This window comes from Hydrogenophaga sp. (assembly GCF_026125785.1).
In the GTDB taxonomy this organism is placed as follows: domain Bacteria; phylum Pseudomonadota; class Gammaproteobacteria; order Burkholderiales; family Burkholderiaceae_C; genus Hydrogenophaga.
In genome coordinates this window covers 19693-40373 of record NZ_JAHCKL010000030.1, presented here as the reverse complement: position 1 = coordinate 40373, position 20681 = coordinate 19693, and the positions used below count along the sequence as shown (strand labels likewise).

Genomic DNA, 20681 nt, shown 5'->3' with positions numbered 1-20681 from the left:
CCGTGCTGCATTACCTCTTTGCGCGCTTCGATGAACGCTTCGACGGTGCGCCCACGCTGTTGATTCTCGATGAAGCGTGGCTGTTCCTTGATGACCCGGTGTTTGCCGCGCGTATCCGGCAATGGCTCAAGACGCTCAGGAAAAAGAACGTCAGCGTCATCTTCTCCACGCAGAGCCTCGCCGACGTCAAGGAATCGAGCATCGCGCCCGCGATCATCGAGAGCTGCGCGAGCCGCATTTTCCTCGCCAACCCGCAGGCGACCGAGCCGCAGATTCGCACGATCTACGAGGGCTTCGGCCTCAACAGGCGGCAGATCGAAATCGTCGCCACGGCGCAGCCCAAGCGCGACTACTACTACCAATCCCGCCTCGGCAACCGCCTGTTCGACCTCGACCTGGGGCCGGCAGCGTTGGCGTTTGCGGGTGCTTCCACGCCGCAAGACCAGCGCGACATAGACCGCGTGCTGCTGGACGCCGGCACGCCCGGCTTCGCAGGCGCCTGGCTGCGCCATCGCGGCCTCGATTGGGCGGCTGACCTGCTGCCCTCGTTCCCCGGCCTCGCGCCGGGTTCCCTCGCTGACCAACCACTGGAGAACCTGCCATGAAGAAGCGCCTTGTCGCCGCTGCCATCGCGGCCATGCTTTGCACCGCCACCGCCTATGCGCAATGGGTCGTGATCGACCCCACGAACCTCGTGCAGAACACGCTGACCGCGATCCGCACGCTGGAGCAGATCAACAACCAAATCCAGCAGCTTCAGAACGAAGCGCAGATGCTGATCAACCAGGCGCGCAACCTGGCCAGCCTGCCGTCCAGCGTGGTGGGCCAGTTGCGCGCCAACCTGGCGACCACCCAGCGCCTCATCGCGCAGGCCAAGGGCTTGGCCTACGACGTGACGAGCATCGACCGGGAGTTCGCACGCCTGTACCCCGAGAAATACGCCGCCACGGTGAGCGGCAATCAGATGTACCTCGATGCGCAGGAGCGTTGGAAGAACACGCTCAACGGCCTGCAAACCACCATGCAGATGCAGGCCCAGGCGTCGCAGAACCTGAGCGATGACGAAAGCGTGCTGGCCGACTTGGTGGGCAAGAGCCAGTCGGCCGAGGGTGCGCTGCAAGCCATGCAGGCCATGAACCAGTTGCTGGCCTTGCAGGCCAAGCAGTCGATCCAGTCACAGCGGCTCCAGATCACGCAAGACCGGGCCGCCTCGCTGGAGCTGGCGCGACAAGCGGCGGCCACGGAGCGTGCCCGCGAGGTGCGACGACGCTTCCTCGGTGAAGGCACGCCGTACACACCGCAGTCCATCAACTTCTACCGCGACTGACGGGAGGTCGCCATGCGATGTGTCCTCGCCCCGTCTGTTGTGATGCTTGTCGTGCTGCTGGCTGCGTGCGGCGAGCAGCCGACCGACAACCTTGCGGATGCCTTGTCCGCCGATCCCGTGCGGCTCAAGGCATTGCGCGCGCAATGCGCGGCCCATCCACAACAGGTTATGCCGACCACGGGCGAGGACGCTTGCCGCGCCGCAGCTGAGGTATTCCGGCGGCGCTTCTTCGCCGGCCAGTCCGGGCCGGACGAATACCGGACGCTGGCGGACCTGCCGCCGATCCCGCCCAGCTTCGATGAACCAGAGGGCACGCCATGAATGACGTGACCATCATCGACCAGTTCCTCAACACCTTCGCCACCTACATCGACTCGGGTTTCGGGCTGCTGCGGGGCGAAGTGGCGTTCCTCACGGCCACGCTGATCGTCATCGACATGACGATCGCCGGACTGTATTGGGCCATGAGCCACGCCACTGGCCAGGGCGAGGACGTGATCGCCAAGCTGCTGCGCAAGGTGCTCTACGTCGGTGCCTTCGCCTACATTCTCAATAACTTCAACTGGCTGGCCAGCATCGTGTTCCGCTCCTTTGCGGGTTTGGGTATCACCGCCACCGGTTCGGCCATCACGATGGAGAACTTCTTGCAGCCGGGCCGCCTAGCGAAGATGGGCATTGACGCGGGTGCGCCGATCCTGAAGCAGATCGGCGACATGGCCGGGTTCCCCGAAGTGTTCGTGAACCTTGACCCCATCGTGGTGATGTTCCTCGCGTGGCTGATCGTGGTGCTGTGTTTTTTCGTGCTGGCGATCCAGCTTTTCATCACGCTGATTGAGTTCAAGCTGACCACGCTCGCGGGCTTCGTGCTGGTGCCGTTCGCGCTTTGGAACAAGACCTCGTTCCTGGCCGAAAAGGTCTTGGGCAACGTGGTGGCCTCCGGCGTCAAGGTGCTGGTGTTGGCCGTGATCGTGGGCATTGGATCGGGCCTGTTCTCTCAGTTTCAGGTTCATCCCGCCGAGCCGTCCATCGACCACGCGCTGGTCATCATGCTGGCCTCACTCACGCTGCTGGCGCTGGGCATCTTCGGCCCTGGCATCGCCACAGGCCTCGTGTCCGGTGCGCCGCAGCTCGGCGCGGGTGCGATGGCGGGTGCCGCTGTCGGTGCAGCCGGCACGGCCGTCGTTATCGGTGCTGCAGCAACCGGCGTCGGTGGTGCGGTGGCGGCTGGCGCGCGCATGGCACCGGCAGCCGCCAAGCTGGCCGGCGCTGGTGCGCGTGCGGCCACATCGGCGGCTGGCAGTACGAAGTCGGCATTCCAGGCCGGCTCCGCCGCCGCAGGAGGTGGTGCGAAAGGCGCAATGGCGGGACTGGGCAGCGTCGTCAAGACGGGTGCGCAGGCAGCTGGGCGAGGCGCTGCGTCCCGAGCCTCCGCTGCCGGGCAACGCATGGCCGCTCCCTTCCGCGCAGGCTGGAATGGGGATGCGGGAGCGTCAGGTGGCCCCGCCCCGGCAAGTGCCACTGCGGCCCAGGCACCGGAACAACCTGCCTGGGCCAAGCGGCTGCACCGCCGCCAACAAATCACCCATGCCGCGACCACCACCGCCCACGCGCTGCGCGGTGGCGATGGCGGCGGCTCTGGCCAAGGGCCGAGCCTGCGCGGCTCCGACGACTGAAGCGATTCATAAGGAGAACTGACCATGCGATTCAAGAAACCGCAGGTGCGCTATGCCGACACGCCGCAGCCTGCCACGCCGTACCAAGCTGCCGGCCAGGTGTGGGACGACCGCATCGGCTCGCCGCGCGTGCAGGCGAAGAACTGGCGGCTGATGGCCTTCGGCTGCCTGACGCTCGCGCTGTTGATGGCCGGCGGCCTGGTGTGGCGTTCGGCGCAGTCCATCGTGACACCCTACGTCGTGGAGGTGGACAACGCCGGCCAGGTGCGCGCGGTCGGCGAAGCCGCCACGCCGTACCGGCCCAGCGATGCACAGACTGCGTACCACCTGGGCCGCTTCATCGGTCTGGTGCGCTCGTTGTCAATCGACCCCATCGTTGTCCGCCAGAACTGGCTCGATGCCTACGACTACACGACCGACAAAGGCGCGGCCGTCCTCAACGACTACGCGCGCGTGAGCGACCCGTTCGCACGCATCGGCAAGGAGTCGGTGACGGTGCAGATCACCAGCGTGACTCGCGCCAGCGACACGTCTTTCAACGTGCGCTGGACGGAGCAGCGCTTCGTCAACGGCGCTGCCGCAGGGACTGAACGCTGGAACGCCGTGATTTCCATCGTGCAGCAGACCCCGCGCACCGAGCAGCGCCTGCGCAAGAACCCCTTGGGCATCTACGTCAACGGCCTGTCCTGGGCGCGTGAACTGGATTCTTCCGAAGGAGCCAAACCATGAAATCGTCTTTCCGTATTTATGTTTCCGTGCTGGCGCTTGCGGCCCTGGCGGGCTGCGCCACACAGGGCAAGCCGCCGCCGACCATCTCGCTCGATGAGCCCGTGCAGGCCCAGCCGCTGCCGGAGCCGCCCAAGCCGGTGGAGATGGTGGCCGTGCCCGAGGTGCTGCCGATGCCAGCGCAGTTGAAGCCATTGCCCGAGTCCGAGGCTGCCAAGCCCGCGCCGGAGCCGGCGGACGAGACCGTGCGCGTGTCTCGGGCCAACGCCGAGGCACGCATCGCGCCCACGCGCGAGGGCTACGTCAATGCGATTCAGGTGTGGCCCTATACCGATGGTGCGCTGTATCAGGTCTATGCGGCCGTGGGTCGCGTGACCGTAATCGCGCTCCAGCCGGGTGAGGAGCTGGTGACGGTCGCCGCCGGCGATACCGTGCGTTGGATCGTGGGCGACACATCGAGCGGCAGCGGTGATGCGTTGCGCGTGAACGTAATGGTCAAGCCGATTCGCTCGGGGTTGAAGACCAATCTGGTCATCACGACCAGCCGACGCACCTACCTGATCGAGTTGACCTCGACCGAGAAGACGTGGATGGCGTCGGTGTCCTGGGAGTACCCGAAGGACAAGATGCTGGCCTTGCAGCGCCAGGCGCAGGCGGCCAGTGCCGCCGCGCCGGTCGATAGCGGGCTGTCGCTGGAGAAGATCCGTTTCCGCTACACCGTCTCGGGCAGCAATCCGCCGTGGAAGCCACTGCGCGCTTTCGATGACGGCGAGAAGGTCTATATCCAGTTCCCGCCTGGTATCGCGCAAGGCGAGCTGCCGCCGCTGTTCGTCATTGGGCCACAAGGTGATGGGCAACTGGTGAACTACCGCTTCCGCTCGCCGTACTACATCGTGGATCGGCTGTTCGGCGCGGCCGAACTGCGCCTGGGTGGTGACAAGGGCGACGTGGTACGGATCGAGCGCACGGACGGCGTTGCGCGGAGGAATTGACCATGAGCCAAGACGACACTACCGACCTCGCCACGCCGCAGGCGGGCAAGGTTGCGCCCGAGGCGGTGCCGCTGCGCGCCCAGCCACGCCCCGTCATGCGCCTGAACCGGCGCGTGCTGGCCATCCTCGTTGGCGGCCTGTCGGTCGCCGTGCTCGGGGCCACGATCTGGTCATTGCAACCGCAGCGGCGCGGGGCCAATGAACAGACCGAGCTTTACAACGTCGATCGTGTGTCGAAGTCCGAAGGGTTGGATGGCCTGCCTTCGGACTACTCGAAGCTACCGCCAAAAGTGCCGGAATTAGGGCCGCCGTTACCAGGCGACCTTGGCCCTGCCATCGTCGCTTCGCAGCAGCCGGTGACGCCGGCCTATGCGCCGCCAGGCCATGATCCCGAGGATGCCTTGCGCAAGGAGGCGGACGCGGCGGCGGCCTCGTCGGTGTTCTTCCGCTCGGGCGGCCAAGGTCAGACCGCCGCCACGGTCGCGCAGGCAGCGCCGGGTGCTGCAAGCACGCTCGCGGCCTTCGATCCTCTCGCTGCCGGGCCTGCCTCGACGGCGGCCCAGCCCGCCGACCCGACCGCCGTGCAGAACCGGCAAGACCAGAAAGAGGCGTTCCTGAAAGCCGGTTCTACGGAAACCCGCAATTCCGGCAATCTGGCGCTGCCGGCGTCGCCCTATCAGGTGATGGCTGGAACCGTGATCGCGGGCGCGCTGGTGACAGGCATCAAGTCGGACTTGCCGGGCGACGTGATCGCCACGGTGACAGAGCCGGTCTTTGACACAGCCACGGGCAAGTTCCTGCTGATTCCGCAGGGGGCGCGCATCCTTGGGCGCTACAACAGCCAGGTCAGCTACGGGCAGAGCCGCGTGCAAGTAGTGTGGAACCGGATCATCTTGCCCGACACGTCTTCGCTGACGCTCGACAACCTAGTGGGCACCGATCCGGCCGGCTACGCCGGCCTGGAGGATGACGTGAACTGGCACTGGAATCGCATCGTTGCGGGCGCGGTGTTGACGACGCTGCTGGGCGTGGGCGCCGAACTGGCCGCGCCGGAGAACCGGCAGGACGGCAACCGCATCGTGATTGCCGGGCGCGACAGCGCGCAGGACAGCATCAATCAGGTCGGCCAAGAGATCACCCGGCGCAACATGAATATCCAGCCGACGCTGACCACGCGGCCGGGCCTGCCGGTGCGCATCATCGTCAACCGCGATTTGGTGTTGCGGCCTTACCAGCCGATGTTCTTCCAACGGGGGGCGATGCAATGAGCACAACCAAGAACCTGCGGCTCGGGCCGCTGCCCAAGACCGAGAGCATCAAGCTGACCTTTGCGTGCCCGGTCAGCTTGAAAGCCGACCTTGACCGCTACGCCACGCTGCACGCGCAGGCGTATGGCGAGACGGTCGATGCCATGACGCTGATCCCGCACATGCTGGAGGCGTTTATCGCTGGGGATCGAGGATTCCGGCGGGGCAGGGGAGATGACACCCGACCTTCTTCCCGCACGGCTATGCCGAAAGGGTGATTGTTTGGATTAGATTCCATTGTCGTATCCAGCCTACGATTGGTGGTTCCATATCAAATTGACGTTTTCTTGGAAAAGATATATATATCGTAGTATGGCTACGACTAATTCAAGCAGACTAAATGTGCTCTACACCCGGTTGGCACCGGGAACGCCGCTGACCTCGCTGGACTTGGCGGCGTTGGGCATCTCTGCTGACCTGGCTGTTCACTACGTCCGGGCAGGGTGGCTCAAGCGCCTGGCGCGGGGGGTGTTCTGCCGCCCCAACGATCCCCCGGCGCTTCATCCCAGCCTGCTGCTGTTGCAGCGCCAGTTCGAGGGGCTGCACGTCGGCGGCAAGTCGGCGCTGGACTGGTACGGTGTGCGGCAGTACGTAGCGCAGCAGCCGGTGCTGCATCTGTATGGCTGGAAGGCCGCACGCTTGCCGGAATGGTTCACGGAACGATTCCCAGCTGAATACCACCGCAAACGGCTGTTCGACGAGCAGCCGGCCGCCTTGTTGCACGTTGGCGCGTTCGAGAAGCGCAGCGGGGCGCCGCAGGTGTCCGCGCCGGAGCGCGCCTTGCTGGAACTGTTGAGTGAGGTTGGCGTGCGCCAGCCCTTACAGGAAGCCCGCGAACTGGTGGAGAGCGCCTATAGCCTGCGCCCCGACGTGTTACGCGAGCTGTTGCAACACTGCACAAACGTCAAGACCGTGCGGCTGTGCCTGCAACTCGGCCGCGAGGCGTCATTGCCCTGGGCGGCCAAGCTCGATCCGGCCGCGCTGCCGACGGGTAGCGACCGTCCCTGGGTGTCTCGATCGGCCGATGGCCTGCTGGTACTCAAGCCATGAACCAGACCTATCTCGATACCGCGCGCCTGCTGACGCAGGTCGCGCCGCTGGTGTTTGTTGACGATACCTTTGCCCTGAAGGGCGGTACGGCGATCAACCTGTTCGTGCGCGACATGCCGCGCTTGTCGGTCGATCTCGATCTGGTTTTTCCCGATCACACCTTGCCGCGCGACGAGGCACTGGCGCGCATCAACGAGGCCATCCGGCAAGCTGCGGAGCGGTTGAAGAAGCGAGGATTCCACACACACGCGCCAGCGGCAGCAGCAGGGGAAACCAAGTTGCTGGTGCGTCGCGGCTCGATTCAGGTCAAGGTCGAAGTCAACTTCGTCATGCGCGGCACGGTGCAGCCGGTGCGCCGCGCCTCGCTGACGCCGATGGCCCGTGACGTGTTGATGGCCGATCTGGAGATTCCGGTGGTGTCGCTGGAAGAAGTGTACGGCGGCAAGCTGGTGGCGGCGCTGGATCGGCAGCATCCGCGTGATCTGTTCGACGTGATGCAGCTCTTTGCGCACGAGGGCATCACGCCCGGCATCCGGCGCGCCTTCGTGGTCTATCTGGCCAGCAGCAACCGGCCGATCCATGAAGTGTTGTTCACGCCGCTGCGAGACATCCGGCACGACTACGAGCACAACTTCCAAGGCATGACGACCGAGCCGGTGCCGCTTGATGCGCTGCTCGACGCGCGAGAACGCATGGTGCGCGAAATCCAGCAGGGTTTGGACGACGACGAGCGGCGCTTCCTGCTGTCGCTGGCCGCTGGCACGCCGGAGTGGTCATTGCTGGACATCGCACACCTCGAACAACTGCCGGGCATCCGCTGGAAGCTGCACAACCTGGCGCAGTTGCAGAAGGCCGATGCGAAGAAGTTTGCCGAGCAAGCAGATGCGCTGGCCGCAAGGTTGGGGTAGGGGGATTCCTCAACACAAGCCGGCCTGACCCGCTAAAAAATGGACACGAAACCCAGTGACTTCTCCCCGCATTGCCGACCGATTTGCGTTCCATCGTTCTACGCCACAGATCACGGTCGATGAGTATGAGCGACGCCGCGTGATCGAACTCGGTGAGTGGGTGGCTGCGCGGGGCCGCATCTACCTCGACAAGTGCTTCTGGATTCACCTGCGCGCCGCACGCACGCTCGCGTCGAGTCCACCGGGAGCGGCGGATCTTTTGGATGCCCTCGTAGCTGGTGTCTCCAACGGGCAGTTGGTGTGTCCCATCAGCGATGTACTGTTTCTTGAACTAGGGCCTGTTAACACATTCTCAGTCCATCTGCGACAAGCACGAAGCTGATGAAGCCGAGGAACATGAGATCGAGTTTCTCGAAGCGCGAGAAGATGCGCCGGTAACCCTTGAGGCGACGAAACAGTCGCTCGACCTCATTGCGGCGCTTGTACATGGCCCGGTCGTATTCCCAAGGATCAAGGCGTTTGCTGGTCGGGGGCACGACCGGAATGAATCCCAGGTCCAGAGCAAGTTGGCGGGTTTCATTGCCTTCGTATGCCCGGTCCATGAGCAAATGAACGGGTCGGCTTGTCGCCCCGAGGCTGCTGAGCAAACGCCTGCCTTCAGGTGCGTCGTGCGCTTGTCCTGGCGAGAGGCAGAACGTCACGGCCGTTCGAGCATCCGCGGCAACCATATGAATCTTGGTGTTCCATCCGCCTCGGGACTTGCCGATGGACTGAGGGCCGTTTTTTTTAACGCTCCGGTGCCGTCTGGGTGGACCTTGATGCTGGTGGAGTCCAGCGAGACCGCCTCGATCTTGATGCGCACGACCTGGGCCCGCTGCAATTCCTCGAACATGCGATCGAGTACACCGGCCTTGGTCCAGCGGTTCATGCGCGTGTAGATCGTGTGCCAGTTGCCGAACCGTTTGGGCAGTCCACGCCACTTGCAGCCATGCTCGGCCACATAGAGGATGGCGTTGACTACCTGCAGGTTGCTCAGGCTGACATTGCCGCGCTGCTTGGGCAGACAGTGCTCGATGGTGGCGAATTGCTCGGGTGTGATCTCCATGCCAGAGATTGTCCCGCGCAGTCGCAGAAATCGCCATTAGTGTTAACACGCCCTAACTCCAGGAGCTTCACGATGCACCATCTTCATTCCCACCGCGCCCGGCAGCAACGTGCCACCACCATCGCCATCACGCCATCGGTCACCCGCTGGTACCCCGCGGCGCGAGCCGCTGGTTGGACACTGCTGGCCATGACGCTGACCGTCTTCGTGGTGTTCAGGCTCGGCTGACCACCGCCATCCACCGCTCTCCATGGCCCCTTAAGGAGGACCAAGCCAATGAACCACCCAGTTTTCCGGCACTACCCCCGCAACAGCCCTCAGGCCGCCGGGCGCATCCTGGCCACCGCCTTGCTCGCCAACGGCGACATCAAGGATGTCGAATGGCAGCGACTGGCCGACACGCAGGCCTTCGAACGGCTCGATCTGCATGGCCTGCAATGGCATGTCGTTCTGGACGAGTTGTGCCAGGACCTGATGACCGGTGTTCGCCCGGGGCGGGATATCCTGATCGACGGCCCGACGCTCGCTGCCTGGCTGGACGAGATCGATAACGTCGCGTTGCAGGCGCTGGTGATCAAGCTTTGCGCTCAAGTCATCGAGGCCGACGGCGAGGTGCACCCGGGCGAGTCGATGTTGTTGCGCGCGGCACTTGAGCGGTGGGTGCTGCCGATGGAAGACCAGGAGTGTGTCGAACCACTGGTCTACGGCCTCGACTTTCAGGTGGTGCCGCGCCCTGGCATCTCGATGCCGGGCTAACGTTCGATCAAGCATCAGGTGATTCCCCTTCCCCCATTCTCCATTCCCGAGGCCGGCCGCGCTGCAGCGCTGTCGGCCTTGTTGTTTGTCGAGCTAACCAACAAAGGCATAATTCCCGCAACAGCTTGTCTGCTGTGCGAAGAAGGAACAACATGAAACATGTCTACTTGGCCCTGCTGCTCGCCATGACGGCTGTCGTTTTTCTCTTCAAGTTCCAGAACCTCGACACTGTGACCGTGCAGTTCCTGTCTGCGAGCTTGACGCTACCGCTGTCGTTGCTGCTGCTGGCGGTGTACGTGCTGGGCATGCTGACGGGAGGCACGCTCCTGTCCATGGTTCGCAGCTGGGTGCGCGGCGCCACCTCGAAACCTCCCTTGAGCAACTGAGCCATGGCGACTTTGCGGCAATGACTTTTCTTCTGTTCGCGGGGGGGCTCCTGGCCTTGGTTGCCGGCGCCTTCATCCTCGTGCGCGGTGCGTCGCTCCTGGCATTGCGCCTGGGTCTGTCGCCGCTGGTGGTGGGTCTCACGGTGGTGGCTTTTGGCACCAGTGCACCGGAGATGGCCGTGACAACCGGCGCAGTGCTGGCCGGGCAGGGCGGGCTGGCGGTGGGCAACGCCGTGGGCAGCAACATCTTCAACGTGCTGTTCGTCCTGGGCCTGGCCGCGCTCATCACGCCGCTGGCGGTGCACCGGCAAGTCATCCGCCAGGAGGCGCCGATCATGATCGGCGGCGCCGTGTTGCTCATCGTCCTGGGCCTGGACGGATCGTTGGGGCTGTTCGACGGATCGCTGCTGCTCGGCCTGCTGATGGCCTACACCGCGTTCCTGGTCCGGCAGTCGCGCGCGGAGCCGGCCGCGACCGGTCCCGACGAGTACGCCGACACACTGCAGCCGGCCAAGGCGGGGCGGTGGGACGCCCGGCTGCCGGCACAGCTCGGTCTGATCGTCGCCGGGCTGGTGCTGCTCGTGCTGGGATCGGATTGGCTGGTGCAGGCGGCAGTCATCTTCGCGCGTGCACTCGGTCTGTCGGAGGTGATCATCGGCCTGACCATCGTCGCCTCGGGCACTTCGCTGCCGGAGGTGGCGGCATCGGTAGTGGCCAGCCTCAAGGGCGAACGCGACATCGCCGTGGGCAACGTGGTGGGCAGTTGCGTGTTCAACCTCTTTGGCGTCGTTGGCCTGGGGGCCGTCGTGGCGGCTGTGGGCACCGGTGCCGCGCTGCCGCTGCCGCCGGACGTGGCCCGGTTTGATCTGTGGGTCATGCTCGCCGCACTGGTGGCTTGCCTGCCGGTCTTCCTGACCGGTCGCGAGATCGCCCGTTGGGAGGGCGGCCTGTTCCTGGGCTACTACGTCGCGTATGTGGCCTACCTGGTGCTGGCGGCGCAGCGCCATGACGGCGTCCAGGCCTTCGGCGACGCGATGCTGGGGTTCGTGGTGCCGCTGACCATCGTCACGCTGGGCGTGACGATGTTGCGGCGGGCGGGGCGCTGAGCGTGGGCACGCCGCTTCTGAGCTCGGCGGCCGATGGCGGCATGGGGCTGGCCTCTCGTGCCGCCTTCACGGCGCTGCCTCTGGCCGCGCTGGGCGTCGTGGTGGGCATGTTGTTGTGGCTGCAGCTGCCGACGGGTGGTGCGCTCGAGTGGATACCGGCGCTGGGCATCTCGCTGGCCTGGCGCATCGACGGCCTGGCGGTGCTGATGCTGCTGATGATCACGGCTGTGGGCAGCGCGGTATTCGTCTACGCCGGCGGCTACTTCGCAAGCCACCCGGGGCAACGGCGGCTGTTCGTGCAGCTCACGCTGTTCATGGTGGCGATGATCGGCTGCGTCACTGCTGACAATCTGTTCACGCTCTTCCTGTTCTGGGAAGCCACCAGCGTGCTGTCCTTCCTGCTCGTCGGCTTCCACCATGAACGCGCGGTCAGCCGCAAGGCGGCGCAGCAGGCGCTGCTGGTGACAGGCACCGGCGGCCTGGCGCTGCTGGCGGGCTTGATCCTGATCGGGCAGGTGATGGGCACCAGCACCATCAGCGTGATCGTCGAACGCCTGCCGGCCACCGCGCCCACCCCGCTGCTGACGGCGGGTGTCCTGTTGGTGATCGTGGGCGCCTTCACCAAGAGCGCGCAGTTCCCGTTCCACTTCTGGCTTCCCAACGCGATGGCCGCGCCAACACCGGTGTCGGCCTACCTGCATTCGGCCACGATGGTGAAGCTGGGTGTGTACCTGCTGGCGCGGCTGGACGCCGGCCTCGACGACTGGCTGCTGTGGCAGGTGCTGCTGCAGGGCGCGGGTTCGATCACCGCCGCCTGGGGCATGGTGCTGGCGCTGCGCGAGCGCGACCTCAAGCGCATCCTGGCCTGGTCGACGGTGGCCACGCTGGGCACCTTGGTGGCGCTGGTGGGCATGCCAGGCGAAGGTGCTGCGGTGGCTGTGGGCGCGCTGCTGCTGGCGCATGCGCTGTACAAGGCGCCGCTGTTCTTCGTCGCTGGCAATGTCGATCATGGCACCGGCACCCGCATCATCGACCGACTGGGCAACCTGCGCCACGCCATGCCGTGGACCGCGGCGGCGGCGGCGCTGGCCGGCATGTCGATGGCCGGCATCCCCTTGTCGTTCGGCTTCGTGGTGAAGGACCTGATCGGCGACGCCAAGGCGGCCGACAACGTGCTGGCTTTCGCGCCGCTGGCCAACACGGTGTTCTCGGCCATCGCGGTGGCCGTGGCCGGTGTCGCCGCCGTGCGCGTGTTCTGGCACCGCGCGCCCGAGCCCGCGCTCACCGGCGTGCATGAGGCCGGTCCCGCGCTGGTGCTGCCGCCCATGGTGCTGGCCGGCTTCGGCGTCGCGCTGGGGCTGTTCCCGGCCTGGGCCCAGCCGATGGTAGAAGCTGCGGGGGTGGCCATGACCGCCGGCGACGACCCTGTGCTGGCGCCGCTGGCGCGGGCACTGCTGGCAGAGTCGCTGACCTTTGCCACCACGCTGGCGCTGGGTGCGATCGTCTATCTGCTGTGGGACGTGCTGCACCGCATGGTGGATGCGGTTGCCCCGCGGCTAGCCACCTTCGGCCTTGCCAGGCTCTACGAACGTTCCCTGGACTGGATTCCGCGTCTCGCTGCGTTCAGTACGCGGGCGTTGCAGCACGGACGCTCGCCAGGTTACATGGCCGTGGCGGCGGCCGCGGCGGTGCTGGCCATCGGGCTCCCGCTGGTGGCAGCCGCGCCCACGCTGGCCTGGCCGGCCTGGTCTGCGCCGCCATTGGGCGTGGCCGGTGCCGTGCTACTGATCGCTGTCGGCGCCATGGCGGCCGCCACGCTGAAGGACCGCCTGGTGCTGCTGCTGGGTGCCGGTCTCGTGGGCTACGGCAGCGCAGTGCTGTTTCTCTTTGCGGGGGCGCCGGACGTCGCCTTCACACAGGTGGTCGTTGAGACGGTGTTCGTCATCGTCGTTGCGGCGGTGCTGTTGGCGTTGAAACGCCAAGGCAAGGCCATGAGCGTGCCCGAGCCGGTCTGGCGCCCGATGGCGCTCGTGCTGTCGCTGGCCTTCGCCACCGTGCTGACCGCGCTGCTGCTGGCCGCCGTGGCGCTGCCCTTCGACGACACGCTGTCGCGCTGGTTCGGCGAGCACAGTGTGCCGGCCGCGCAGGGCCGCAACGTGGTAAACGTGATCCTGGTCGACTTCCGAGCGCTGGACACGCTGGGCGAGATCACGGTCGTGATGCTGTCGCTGCTGGCGGCGGTGCCGCTGCTGCGTGCTGTGCGCACCCGGCGCGACACGGAGGCCGGACGATGAACCGCCGGCTGGTCATCCTGGAGGTAGTGGCTAAGCCCCTGTACGTGGTGATCCTGGCCGCGTCGCTGGTGGTCCTGCTGCGCGGCCACAACGAGCCCGGCGGCGGCTTCATCGGCGGCCTGCTGGCGGTGACCGCCAGCGTGCTGTGGGCCGTCGCGCACGGACCCGATGCCGCCACGCAGCGCCTGCCGCTGCGCTCGCCGGTGCGGCTTGCGGCGCTGGGCGTGCTGGTCGGCGCGCTGTCGGGCCTGCCGGCCTGGCTGATGGGCAAGGCCTACCTTACGCACCTGTGGGCCGGTGTGCCGCTGGGCTTCACGACGCTGCCGGTGTCCACGGTGCTGGTGTTTGATCTCGGCGTCTACCTGTGCGTGTGGGGTGCGCTGGGGGGTTATGCCATCGCACTGCTCGACAGCGACGAGGCGGAGGAGGGCGCGCAATGATCTGGGCCGTCGCCTTCGCGCTCTGGATCACGTTGACCGCAGGGCTGTACCTGGCGCTGTCGCGCGACGTGCTGCGCTGCGTGGTGGGCCTGGCGCTGCTGGGCAGCGCGGTGAACCTGCTGCTGCTGGCCGCGGGCCGCCTGGGGTCGGCGCAGCCGGCGGTGATCGAGGCGGGCGGCCGGGTGCTGCAGGAGGCGGCCAACCCGCTGCCGCAGGCGCTGGTGCTGACCGCCATCGTGATCGGGTTCGCGCTGATGTGCTTTGCGCTCGTGCTGGTCATGCAGTTGGTGCGGCGCGTCGGCACCGACGATGCGCTGGCGCTGCGGCTGGTGGAGCCCGAGCCGGCGGACCCCGTGAAGCCGCCGCTGGCCTTCGATGCCGTCCATGCCGACGACGATGCGCGGCCGCAGAGGGCCGACACGTGAGCATCGTCGCCACCGCACCCGTGCTCGTGCCGCTGGCCACCGCGGGCCTGACGGCGCTGTTCTCGGGCCGGTCCCGCACGCAGCAGGCCATCAGCTTCGTCGGCGTCCTGGGCTTCCTGGGGGCGGCGGTGACGCTGCTGGCGCAGGTCAGCGCCAGCGGCCCGGTCGGCGTCAGCTTCGGCGATTGGCCCGCGCCCTACGGCATTCAGTTCCGCTTCGACGGCCTGTCCACCGCCTTGCTGCTGTTGACGGCGCTGATGGGCCTGGTCACGCTGATCTTCCTGGGCAGCGACGCCGACCCCGGTCCGCGCCACCGGCTGCTGCTGCCGCTGCTGCACGGCACGCTGGCCGGCGTGGCCGGTGCCTTCAGCACCGCCGACCTGTTCAACCTCTATGTCTGGTTCGAGGTGATGCTGATCTGCGCCCTGGGCCTGATCGCGCTGGGCGGCCGGCGCGACCAGCTCGATGCCGCCTTCAAGTACCTGGGCCTGAACCTGTTCGGCACGCTCCTGCTGCTGGCCGCCATCGGGCTGCTCTATGCCGCCACAGGGCAGCTCAACTACGGCGGGCTGGCACTGGCGGCGCGCCAGCTCGACCCGGCCCTGCTGCACACGTTGCTGGCGGCGCTGACGGTGGGGCTGCTGCTGAAGGCCGGGGCTTTTCCGCTGTATGCCTGGCTGCCGGCGTCCTACCCCACGCTGCCCGCGCCGGTGCTGGCCCTGTTCGCCGCGCTGCTGGGCAAGGTGGCGGCCTACGCCGTGCTGCGCATGCTGGGCGACGTGTTCATGCCCGAAGGTGCGGCGCTGTACGAGGTGCTGGGCTGGGTGGCGGTGGCCACCATGGTGGCTGGTGTGCTGGGCGCGGCGCACCACTGGGACATGCGGCGCATCCTGGCCTTCCACAGCGTCAGCCAGATCGGTTACGTGCTGCTGGCGGTGGCACTGGGCGGCCCGGCCGGCCATGCCGCGGCGCTGTTCTACACGCTGCACCACAGCCTGGTGAAGGCCAGTCTGTACCTGACCGCCGGCATGGTGGCCAGCGTGGCCGGCAGCTACGACCTGCGGCGCATCGGTGGCCTGGCCGCCGCACGGCCGATGCTGGCGCTGCTGTTCGCGGTGATGGCCTTGTCGCTGGTAGGCATTCCGCCGCTGTCGGGCTTCTGGGCCAAGCTGCTGGTGCTGCAGGAGGCCTTTGCACAGGGGCGCTACACGTGGGCCGCGCTGGCCCTGCTGGTGAGCGTGCTGACGCTCTACTCGATGATGAAGATCTGGACCGAGGCCTTCTGGAAGCCCCATCCCTTGGCCGATGCGGAAGGTGTATGGCCAGCGCGGCGCGTGGCGCTCGCACCGGCCTGGGCGGCGACGGTCAGCCTGGCGGCCGTGACGCTTGCGATCGGATTTGCACCCCAGACACTGATCGAGTTCGCGCAGGCCGCGGCCGCGACGCTGGGCCGGAAATGAACCGCAGGAGCCGCCACATGAATTGCCGTGCCGCATGAACAAGCTCACCGCCGCCGTCCTTTTGCCACTGCGCTTTGGCTGGGCGATGCTCGCCTCGGGCGTGCAAACGGTTGCCGCGATCGTTCGGCGCGGCCTGGCTATCGGCACGGCGCCTGCGGCGACCTTCGTGCGCATCGGCTTCGCGCCGATGAGTCCACAGGGCGCTGCGCTGCTGGTCTGCATGATCTCGCTGACGCCGGGGACGACGGTGATCGACATCGACCTGGTGCGCCGGGAGATGGTGCTGCACATGCTCGACGCGAACAACGCGGCGGCTGAGGTCGACGCCATCCGGCGCGACTTCGAGCCGCCGCTGCTGGCCTGGTTTGGAGAGTCGGCATGAACGGGCTGCTGAACGCGGCCTCGGTGGGCTGGGCCACAGCCGTGCTCACCTTGCTGGCGCTGTGCGCGACCCTGATCGCCACCGTGCGCATCGTGCGCGGGCCTCGGCATGCGGATCGCGTGGTGGCCCTCGACATCTTCCTGGCGGCCGCCGTGGCGCTGTGCGTTGCGGCCTCGCTGGCCACCCGCCGCACCGTGTTCCTCGACGTGGCCATCGGCCTTGCGCTGGTCGGCTTCGTGGGGACGGTGGGGTGGGCACGCTTGATCGAGCGGTCGGCGCCGTCCGATACGCAGGAGGAGCGGCGATGATGACGACCCTGGGCGGGCTGCTGCTTGCTGCTGGCGCGGTGTTGCTGGTGATCGCAGCCTGGGGCGTGATCGTGTTGCCCGATGCACTGGCCCGCCAGCACGCGGCGACGAAGGCGGGCACGTTGGCGCTGACGCTCGTGTGCGTGGGCGCCTTGCTCGTGGCCCAGGACACGGCCTGGACCTGGCGGCTGCTGCTGATCCTGGGTTTTCTGCTGGCGACCTTGCCGGTGGCTTCTCACCTGCTGGCACGGGCTGCAGTGCGCGAAGGGGGTCTGGCTCAAGCGGTCGACGCGGCGGAGTTCGTCTCCAACACGGACTGGGACGGAACGCCTGACTGAAACAGGTGTTCCGTCAGCGCCTGATTGAACTCAGCCAAGAGCGTTGAATTGCTGCCGTTCAAATCAAGCTGCCAGTTATTCTGAACAACGAGCATGCATACACCGAAGTCGCGGGGGTTTCGGTGACGAGACTGACGAACTGGTTGTCGGTATAGAAGTCCCCGGCAATATGGGGTCTGGTGCAGGCGGCTACGAGGGAAACCTTGGTCGAGCGCATGGCTGGCGCCACCTGTACGTACTGTGCTTTGGCCCGCTGGGTCGAGGTGTATTCATTGCTTTCGTTTGTAGCTTGTTCTTTGACATCGGTGGTTCTCGCAGAACTTGATGTTGTTTGGTGCGAGAGATTGGCGTTCGCGTCTCGGCGTACCTCCGTCGGGCTCTGCGGGCTGCGCCCCGCGCCCCTGCGGGTCGCAGCCATTCGGCTCCGATCTCTGACGCACTCCGGCCGTCGGTGGGCCCCCGGCCTGCGCGCTGCGCTTGCCTGTTTCGTGCCTGCTTGTGTGGTGGGGCTGGCTTGCTGATCCCTTCATCCTTGCACACCGTTCTCGCTGTCAAGGTCTGCGCGTCCTGTGGTCGCTGGCGGCCGTTCGGCCGTCTTCGAACCTGTGACCGCTGCGCTGCGGCGTGCCGTTTCCGGTCTCGGGCAATCCCGCCCGATCACCGGAGTTGGTCATGGACGACAAATCACACGTTTCGCTGGAGCAGCAGCTTTGTCTGGTGTGCGGCACTGCTTTTGATACCGGCAACATCTTGCTCGACCGGCGCCTGCGCGCGAGCATGAAGCACCACACGACGACGGGCTGGGGGCTGTGTCCCAAGCACCAGCGCCTGTTTTCGGAGGGCTTCGTGGCCTTGGTCGAATGCGATCCGCAGCGCAGCGGAACGCCGTCGGGTTCGGGCCTGATGAAGCCTGATCAGGCGTACCGCACCGGGCGGCTGGCGCATTTGAAGCGGGATGCCTTCGCCCGGGTGTTCAACGTTCCGGTCGCGGCCGAGCAGCCGTGTGTCTTTGTCGAGCTTGGCGTGATCGAACAACTGCAGGCGATGGTGCCTGCGACAGATTGACGCTGCGTTGAGGCCTTGTGGCGCCGCCCCGTACATCGCGGGAGCGGCGCTTTTCTGATGCTGTGCTGCGCTGTTGGGGTTGACCCTCAACCCAATGGGCCGACCCCTTTCTCTCCGGCAGTGCTGCGCGATTCGCACCCCCTGCGCGCCGGTTTCACCGGCTTGCCTGGCCTTTGCGGGCGCTCCCCCCGTCAAGGGCCGCTGCGGCGCCCGTGTCCTCGGCTGCGCCTGCGGGCCGCGCCAGCGCCTTCGCTTCCTCCCTTGACGGCGCACCCGCGCCGGCCCCAGCTGCTGCCCATGGCCGCGAAGGGCTTCGCGGCCCCTGCGGAGCCCAACACCCAAGGAGAGCGCCCATGCACAGCAACGACTGACTTCCCAACCTTTTCACTATGTCTTCCATTGTTTGAACAAGGTCCCCTTGTGGGACAGGAGATTTCACATGAACACCGTTACCGAGGGTTGGCCGTTAATTCGGGAAAAGTCCGACAATCTTCGGTAACCGATTGTCGCTGCAGCAATTTCGCCACCGCAGATCAGTGAGACGTTGTGTTCCTTCGCCGCGCCGCTGGCGCCCATTACTTCAGAGGAAGGTCTTGGGTCGCCTCTTCGGCTGCAGGCGGACGCACGCGACGCTTGCCGGTGCGCTCGACGGGCTCCGTCGCCGGCGTCAATGTCGCATCACGCTGAGCCCACGCGGCCTGCATGCCTTCAAACCGAGCCTGGGTTCGCTCGCGTTCGAGTTCGGAATCGCGTAGCTCTCGGCGCGTTTGCTCAAGTTGCGATCTCGCCTGGTCCAGGTGGGACTGCAGCACCTCTGCGTCTGTGATCGCCTTTGCCGTTCGCTGTTCGAGGGATGTCACTTGTGCCGGAAGCGGTCGCAAGGATTCCAGTTCTTCACGAGCTTTGCGGACCTCGCGTTCGGCCTCCGTCAACGCCTTCTGCTGGTGCGTGGTCTGTTCAAGCAGGCGGCCGTTATCACGATTGAGTCTCAGCAGCTCCGCGTTCTTGGCGGTGACCTGGTCCGCGGCCTGGCGGAGTTCGACCTGCAACGCCTGAAGGGCCTGTTCGTGCTGACGTTGCTCGCGTGCCCTTTGCTCCTGCGCCTGGGCCCGGAAGTGGTCAACGTCAGCGCCCACGACGAGCCGCGCAGCCCCGAGCAGAAGCGCCGTGCGATGAGCTGGGCGCAACGCCTCAAGCGGGTCTTTTCCATCGACGTCACCGCCTGCGTCCACTGCGGTGGCACCGTGCGGATCGTCGCCAGCATCGAGGAACCTGCCGCCATCCGCGCCATCCTTGGCCACTTCGTGAAGCAGGGCGCGCGGGAAGAAGCGCACTACAGGCCCGCAGCGCGCGCACCGCCAGTGCAAGCCGCGTGACGATCTGCCGGCTGCACAGCCGACGGCGAAACCGGAATCCGAGCCGATGCGGCCACGATCCGCAGGGCGGCGCTCGGCCCGCTGTCGGGAATCAGCGAAGCATGGCTGCTGACAACCCCGCTGCGTGGCCCCGCGATGCCGAAATCCCACTCACAGACGTCCGATCCGTGCCCAAAACGGGGCTTGCGCGACCACCGCCTACCCAGCAGACTGCCCGAAAAGGGCGTTTGAACTTCCTATACGCGAACTTAAGAACGTTGTCATCTACACAAAAGACCATTGTCCGTTTAGTAAACGCGTGAAGGAGTACTTAACTTCTGAAAAAGTTGATTTTAAACAAATTCGCGTGGATGACGATCCCAAGACTTATGATGAGTTGAAGAAAAAAACCAACCTTCAAACTGTTCCGCAAGTTTTTGTGGATGGAAAATTCATTGGTAGCGCGACTGACTTCTTCGCGTGGATTGATAGCTAAAGAACAAACCCAAAAATAAAGGAGCAAATTTATGTTCAACTGGGAAAGCATTAACAACTATCTCGATAACGGCACTCCCGCTCCTCCTAGAAAAGTAGAAAAGAGCGAGGAAGAGTGGAAAAAAATTCTGACGCCCGCTCAATTTAATGTCATGCGGAAGAAAGGCACCGAGCGCCCTCACACTGGGGAACTCTGTTCATTTTATGAGGCAGGACGGTATGCCTGCGCGGGCTGCGACACTGAACTGTTTGATTCGAACGTTAAGTTTGATTCGGGAACAGGTTGGCCGAGTTTTTCTGAGCCCGTCGCCGACAACGTAATTCAATATGAACTGGACACGACTTACGGACGAAGAATCGAAGTGCTATGCAATGTGTGCGAAGCCCACTTAGGGCACGTTTTTCCAGATGGTCCTGAGCCCTCTGGGGCTCGATTCTGCATCAACTCGGAGTCGTTGAAGTTTGTAGAGTAATTTTAGAAAATGGAGGGGGTCGTGGGGATTAAGCTGTTCGGTCATAAGGACTGCCACAAAACCAAGATTTACCAGTCGTACTTGAAAGAAAAAGGAATCGAGTTTGATTTTTTAGATGTTCACGAAGACGACGCGGCAGCTGATGAACTGCGATCCCTTTATACTACTGGAAAGTTAAATTTCCCGACAATACTGGTTGGGACAAAGAAGCTGAGAAACCCCAAGTTCAAGGATCTCGACAAGTGGTTGGAAGCTTCGATGAAATAACGAGATCTTTTTTTTGAGGATTGTAATTAGCTTAGTAAGGAGT

The 20681-nt window shown here is 65.2% G+C and carries 27 protein-coding genes and 1 pseudogene; 26 read left to right on the top strand and 2 right to left on the bottom strand.

Features of this window, described 5'->3' with window-relative positions; genetic code table 11:
• From KIT53_RS19285 to KIT53_RS19240, 10 genes and pseudogenes are all read left to right on the top strand, one after another.
• Nucleotides 1–605: pseudogene (locus KIT53_RS19285) on the top strand (conjugal transfer protein TrbE); the annotation flags it as partial.
• Entirely contained in the window at nt 602–1327 is a 726-nt protein-coding gene (gene trbJ, locus KIT53_RS19280; protein ID WP_297756023.1) for a P-type conjugative transfer protein TrbJ, read from the top strand. The pseudogene KIT53_RS19285 and the gene trbJ, both read left to right, overlap by 4 nt.
• Before the next feature lie 12 nt (nt 1328–1339).
• Entirely contained in the window at nt 1340–1648 is a 309-nt protein-coding gene (locus KIT53_RS19275; protein WP_150359735.1) for a hypothetical protein, read from the top strand.
• Complete coding sequence (gene trbL, locus KIT53_RS19270; protein ID WP_099605285.1) at nt 1645–3000, top strand: P-type conjugative transfer protein TrbL; 1356 nt, start codon at nt 1645–1647, stop codon at nt 2998–3000. The genes KIT53_RS19275 and trbL overlap by 4 nt, the downstream gene beginning before the upstream one ends.
• A 24-nt stretch (nt 3001–3024) precedes the next feature.
• Nucleotides 3025–3729: a conjugal transfer protein TrbF gene (gene trbF / locus KIT53_RS19265; protein ID WP_099605284.1), complete on the top strand. Its 705-nt coding sequence runs from the start codon at nt 3025–3027 to the stop codon at nt 3727–3729.
• Nucleotides 3726–4718 (top strand): P-type conjugative transfer protein TrbG, encoded by a 993-nt coding sequence (trbG, locus tag KIT53_RS19260; protein WP_099605283.1) that lies wholly within the window; start codon nt 3726–3728, stop codon nt 4716–4718. Before trbF ends, trbG begins: the two co-directional genes overlap by 4 nt.
• Before the next feature lie 2 nt (nt 4719–4720).
• A complete protein-coding gene (locus KIT53_RS19255; RefSeq protein WP_099605282.1) occupies nt 4721–5986 on the top strand; it encodes a TrbI/VirB10 family protein in 1266 nt (421 codons plus the stop codon).
• On the top strand, nt 5983–6243 hold the full coding sequence (locus KIT53_RS19250) for a DUF2274 domain-containing protein (RefSeq protein WP_099605281.1): 261 nt from the start codon (nt 5983–5985) through the stop codon (nt 6241–6243). Before KIT53_RS19255 ends, KIT53_RS19250 begins: the two co-directional genes overlap by 4 nt.
• A 94-nt stretch (nt 6244–6337) precedes the next feature.
• Entirely contained in the window at nt 6338–7075 is a 738-nt protein-coding gene (locus KIT53_RS19245) for a type IV toxin-antitoxin system AbiEi family antitoxin (RefSeq protein WP_047290281.1), read from the top strand.
• Nucleotides 7072–7983, top strand: coding sequence for a nucleotidyl transferase AbiEii/AbiGii toxin family protein (locus KIT53_RS19240; protein WP_053506162.1), 912 nt, complete (start codon nt 7072–7074; stop codon nt 7981–7983). Before KIT53_RS19245 ends, KIT53_RS19240 begins: the two co-directional genes overlap by 4 nt.
• 341 nt (nt 7984–8324) lie before the next feature.
• On the opposite strand, the gene KIT53_RS19235 is transcribed toward KIT53_RS19240, so the two are convergent.
• A protein-coding gene (locus KIT53_RS19235) for an IS5 family transposase (protein WP_121335901.1) occupies nt 8325–9088 on the bottom strand; the annotation gives its coding sequence in 2 pieces (ribosomal slippage) (nt 8325–8773 and nt 8773–9088; 765 coding nt in all).
• Between the two features lie 72 nt (nt 9089–9160).
• Between KIT53_RS19235 and KIT53_RS19230 the strand changes: the two genes are divergently transcribed.
• The 12 genes from KIT53_RS19230 to KIT53_RS19175 all read left to right on the top strand — a co-directional run bounded on the left by KIT53_RS19230 (nt 9161) and on the right by KIT53_RS19175 (nt 18048).
• Nucleotides 9161–9316: a hypothetical protein gene (locus KIT53_RS19230; protein WP_165710375.1), complete on the top strand. Its 156-nt coding sequence runs from the start codon at nt 9161–9163 to the stop codon at nt 9314–9316.
• 48 nt (nt 9317–9364) lie between these two features.
• Entirely contained in the window at nt 9365–9844 is a 480-nt protein-coding gene (locus KIT53_RS19225; protein ID WP_047290285.1) for a TerB family tellurite resistance protein, read from the top strand.
• A 152-nt stretch (nt 9845–9996) separates the two neighbouring features.
• A complete protein-coding gene (locus tag KIT53_RS19220) occupies nt 9997–10230 on the top strand; it encodes a lipopolysaccharide assembly protein LapA domain-containing protein (RefSeq protein WP_047290286.1) in 234 nt (77 codons plus the stop codon).
• Between the two features lie 20 nt (nt 10231–10250).
• Nucleotides 10251–11336 (top strand): calcium/sodium antiporter, encoded by a 1086-nt coding sequence (locus KIT53_RS19215; protein WP_047290287.1) that lies wholly within the window; start codon nt 10251–10253, stop codon nt 11334–11336.
• Nucleotides 11337–11338: 2 nt separating this feature from the next.
• On the top strand, nt 11339–13630 hold the full coding sequence (gene mbhE / locus KIT53_RS19210) for a hydrogen gas-evolving membrane-bound hydrogenase subunit E (RefSeq protein ID WP_052914419.1): 2292 nt from the start codon (nt 11339–11341) through the stop codon (nt 13628–13630).
• On the top strand, nt 13627–14070 hold the full coding sequence (locus KIT53_RS19205) for an MnhB domain-containing protein (RefSeq protein WP_047290288.1): 444 nt from the start codon (nt 13627–13629) through the stop codon (nt 14068–14070). The genes mbhE and KIT53_RS19205 overlap by 4 nt, the downstream gene beginning before the upstream one ends.
• Complete coding sequence (locus KIT53_RS19200; RefSeq protein ID WP_047290289.1) at nt 14067–14495, top strand: NADH-quinone oxidoreductase subunit K; 429 nt, start codon at nt 14067–14069, stop codon at nt 14493–14495. Before KIT53_RS19205 ends, KIT53_RS19200 begins: the two co-directional genes overlap by 4 nt.
• Entirely contained in the window at nt 14492–15955 is a 1464-nt protein-coding gene (locus KIT53_RS19195; protein WP_047290290.1) for a proton-conducting transporter membrane subunit, read from the top strand. Before KIT53_RS19200 ends, KIT53_RS19195 begins: the two co-directional genes overlap by 4 nt.
• Nucleotides 15956–15989: 34 nt before the next feature.
• On the top strand, nt 15990–16337 hold the full coding sequence (locus KIT53_RS19190) for a Na+/H+ antiporter subunit E (RefSeq protein WP_047290291.1): 348 nt from the start codon (nt 15990–15992) through the stop codon (nt 16335–16337).
• Complete coding sequence (locus KIT53_RS19185) at nt 16334–16645, top strand: monovalent cation/H+ antiporter complex subunit F (RefSeq protein WP_047290292.1); 312 nt, start codon at nt 16334–16336, stop codon at nt 16643–16645. Before KIT53_RS19190 ends, KIT53_RS19185 begins: the two co-directional genes overlap by 4 nt.
• The gene (locus tag KIT53_RS19180; RefSeq protein WP_047290293.1) at nt 16642–16983 is read left to right on the top strand and encodes a monovalent cation/H(+) antiporter subunit G; all 342 of its coding nucleotides are present in this window, start codon (nt 16642–16644) and stop codon (nt 16981–16983) included. The genes KIT53_RS19185 and KIT53_RS19180 overlap by 4 nt, the downstream gene beginning before the upstream one ends.
• A 672-nt stretch (nt 16984–17655) precedes the next feature.
• Nucleotides 17656–18048 carry a hypothetical protein gene (locus KIT53_RS19175; protein ID WP_047290294.1) on the top strand — a complete coding sequence of 131 codons (393 nt, stop codon included), beginning with the start codon at nt 17656–17658 and terminating at the stop codon, nt 18046–18048.
• A gap of 575 nt (nt 18049–18623) precedes the next feature.
• On the opposite strand, the gene KIT53_RS19170 is transcribed toward KIT53_RS19175, so the two are convergent.
• The gene (locus KIT53_RS19170) at nt 18624–19097 is read right to left on the bottom strand and encodes a hypothetical protein (protein ID WP_127005324.1); all 474 of its coding nucleotides are present in this window, start codon (nt 19095–19097) and stop codon (nt 18624–18626) included.
• Between the two features lie 18 nt (nt 19098–19115).
• Between KIT53_RS19170 and KIT53_RS19165 the strand changes: the two genes are divergently transcribed.
• From KIT53_RS19165 to KIT53_RS19150, 4 genes are all read left to right on the top strand, one after another.
• The gene (locus tag KIT53_RS19165; RefSeq protein WP_297756012.1) at nt 19116–19424 is read left to right on the top strand and encodes a hypothetical protein; all 309 of its coding nucleotides are present in this window, start codon (nt 19116–19118) and stop codon (nt 19422–19424) included.
• A 124-nt stretch (nt 19425–19548) separates the two neighbouring features.
• Entirely contained in the window at nt 19549–19899 is a 351-nt protein-coding gene (locus KIT53_RS19160) for a glutaredoxin (RefSeq protein ID WP_223846396.1), read from the top strand.
• A gap of 31 nt (nt 19900–19930) precedes the next feature.
• The gene (msrB, locus tag KIT53_RS19155; RefSeq protein ID WP_000483554.1) at nt 19931–20371 is read left to right on the top strand and encodes a peptide-methionine (R)-S-oxide reductase MsrB; all 441 of its coding nucleotides are present in this window, start codon (nt 19931–19933) and stop codon (nt 20369–20371) included.
• Nucleotides 20372–20380: 9 nt separating this feature from the next.
• Nucleotides 20381–20638, top strand: coding sequence for a glutaredoxin family protein (locus tag KIT53_RS19150; protein ID WP_029747652.1), 258 nt, complete (start codon nt 20381–20383; stop codon nt 20636–20638).
• The last annotated feature ends 43 nt before the right edge of the window (nt 20639–20681 follow it).

What these genes read in the sequence shown, in the direction of transcription:
- trbJ (WP_297756023.1), top strand. Translation starts at nt 602, where the DNA reads ATGAAGAAGCGCCTTGTCGCCGCTGCCATCGCGGCCATGCTTTGCACC.
- KIT53_RS19275 (WP_150359735.1), top strand. Translation starts at nt 1,340, where the DNA reads ATGCGATGTGTCCTCGCCCCGTCTGTTGTGATGCTTGTCGTGCTGCTG.
- trbL (WP_099605285.1), top strand. Translation starts at nt 1,645, where the DNA reads ATGAATGACGTGACCATCATCGACCAGTTCCTCAACACCTTCGCCACC.
- trbF (WP_099605284.1), top strand. Translation starts at nt 3,025, where the DNA reads ATGCGATTCAAGAAACCGCAGGTGCGCTATGCCGACACGCCGCAGCCT.
- trbG (WP_099605283.1), top strand. Translation starts at nt 3,726, where the DNA reads ATGAAATCGTCTTTCCGTATTTATGTTTCCGTGCTGGCGCTTGCGGCC.
- KIT53_RS19255 (WP_099605282.1), top strand. Translation starts at nt 4,721, where the DNA reads ATGAGCCAAGACGACACTACCGACCTCGCCACGCCGCAGGCGGGCAAG.
- KIT53_RS19250 (WP_099605281.1), top strand. Translation starts at nt 5,983, where the DNA reads ATGAGCACAACCAAGAACCTGCGGCTCGGGCCGCTGCCCAAGACCGAG.
- KIT53_RS19245 (WP_047290281.1), top strand. Translation starts at nt 6,338, where the DNA reads ATGGCTACGACTAATTCAAGCAGACTAAATGTGCTCTACACCCGGTTG.
- KIT53_RS19240 (WP_053506162.1), top strand. Translation starts at nt 7,072, where the DNA reads ATGAACCAGACCTATCTCGATACCGCGCGCCTGCTGACGCAGGTCGCG.
- KIT53_RS19230 (WP_165710375.1), top strand. Translation starts at nt 9,161, where the DNA reads ATGCACCATCTTCATTCCCACCGCGCCCGGCAGCAACGTGCCACCACC.
- KIT53_RS19225 (WP_047290285.1), top strand. Translation starts at nt 9,365, where the DNA reads ATGAACCACCCAGTTTTCCGGCACTACCCCCGCAACAGCCCTCAGGCC.
- KIT53_RS19220 (WP_047290286.1), top strand. Translation starts at nt 9,997, where the DNA reads ATGAAACATGTCTACTTGGCCCTGCTGCTCGCCATGACGGCTGTCGTT.
- KIT53_RS19215 (WP_047290287.1), top strand. Translation starts at nt 10,251, where the DNA reads ATGACTTTTCTTCTGTTCGCGGGGGGGCTCCTGGCCTTGGTTGCCGGC.
- KIT53_RS19205 (WP_047290288.1), top strand. Translation starts at nt 13,627, where the DNA reads ATGAACCGCCGGCTGGTCATCCTGGAGGTAGTGGCTAAGCCCCTGTAC.
- KIT53_RS19200 (WP_047290289.1), top strand. Translation starts at nt 14,067, where the DNA reads ATGATCTGGGCCGTCGCCTTCGCGCTCTGGATCACGTTGACCGCAGGG.
- KIT53_RS19190 (WP_047290291.1), top strand. Translation starts at nt 15,990, where the DNA reads ATGAACAAGCTCACCGCCGCCGTCCTTTTGCCACTGCGCTTTGGCTGG.
- KIT53_RS19185 (WP_047290292.1), top strand. Translation starts at nt 16,334, where the DNA reads ATGAACGGGCTGCTGAACGCGGCCTCGGTGGGCTGGGCCACAGCCGTG.
- KIT53_RS19180 (WP_047290293.1), top strand. Translation starts at nt 16,642, where the DNA reads ATGATGACGACCCTGGGCGGGCTGCTGCTTGCTGCTGGCGCGGTGTTG.
- KIT53_RS19175 (WP_047290294.1), top strand. Translation starts at nt 17,656, where the DNA reads ATGGACGACAAATCACACGTTTCGCTGGAGCAGCAGCTTTGTCTGGTG.
- msrB (WP_000483554.1), top strand. Translation starts at nt 19,931, where the DNA reads ATGTTCAACTGGGAAAGCATTAACAACTATCTCGATAACGGCACTCCC.
- KIT53_RS19150 (WP_029747652.1), top strand. Translation starts at nt 20,381, where the DNA reads ATGGAGGGGGTCGTGGGGATTAAGCTGTTCGGTCATAAGGACTGCCAC.